This window comes from Flagellimonas iocasae, from assembly GCF_042682725.1.
Lineage (GTDB): Bacteria > Bacteroidota > Bacteroidia > Flavobacteriales > Flavobacteriaceae > Flagellimonas > Flagellimonas iocasae.
This window is the reverse complement of record NZ_JBHUHU010000002.1, coordinates 324904-325764: the sequence shown is the minus strand read 5'-3', so window position 1 is coordinate 325764 and position 861 is coordinate 324904. Positions and strand designations below refer to the sequence as shown.

1 protein-coding gene is annotated in these 861 nt (G+C 56.1%); it reads right to left on the bottom strand.

Annotation, left to right across the window (positions count from 1 at the left end; all coding sequences use genetic code 11):
• Positions 1-861: hypothetical protein (locus tag ACFSJE_RS07345; RefSeq protein ID WP_465254622.1), on the bottom strand; the 861-nt coding region annotated here is incomplete at both ends.

The following is an 861-nucleotide window of genomic DNA, read 5'->3' as shown; positions in this document are numbered from 1 at the left end:
CGAAAGTTCGTTCGTTGGGTCTGCATCGGCATCATCAGTGTCAAGGGCAGCCAATTCAGCGTCCGTGGCGAAGGTGCCGTCAAGGTCCTGGCTCAAGGTGCCGCCAAGGTCGGTCACCGTGATCGAGGTTCCGCTCAGCCCGATGGCCGTGTTGTATTCGTTGGTCGGGTCGGCATCCGCATCGTCCGTGTTCAAAGCTGCAAGCTCAGCGTCAGTGGCAAAGGTACCGTCAAGGTCCTGGCTCAATGTACCGCCAAGGTCGGTCACCGTGATGGAGGTACCGCTCAGCCCGATGGCCGTGTTGTATTCGTTCGTCGGGTCGGCATCCGCGTCGTCCACATTGTCTATCCCATCATTATCAATTGTAAGGACGTCTCCGTCCGCCAACGTGATCGTGGATGTGCCATTGCCGTTATCCACAGCGCTGGATGCAGTGAAAGTGGTCGGTGTTCCATTTTCGCTTGTGTAGGTAAAGCTCCCATCCCCATTGTCCGTCAAGGTGGTCACAGTTTCCGAAATGGAAACGGAGGCAACGTTAAGGTATAGACCTCCATCGGTTCCTGCGGTAATATTATTGTTGGCATTGGAGCTTATCAAATTGGTGGATATCGTACCGCCTCCATCGGTAATCTCAACACTACCGGCATTCATGGCCGCTCCAGTATTGTACTCATTGGTCGGGTCGGCATCCGCGTCGTCCGTGTTCAGGGCTGCCAATTCAGCATCGGTGGCGAAGGTACCGTCAAGGTCTTGGCTCAAGGTGCCCCCAAGGTCGGTCACCGTGATCGAGGTTCCGCTAAGCCCGATGGCCGTGTTGTATTCGTTCGTTGGGTCGGCATCGGCGTCGTCCGTGTTCAAGGC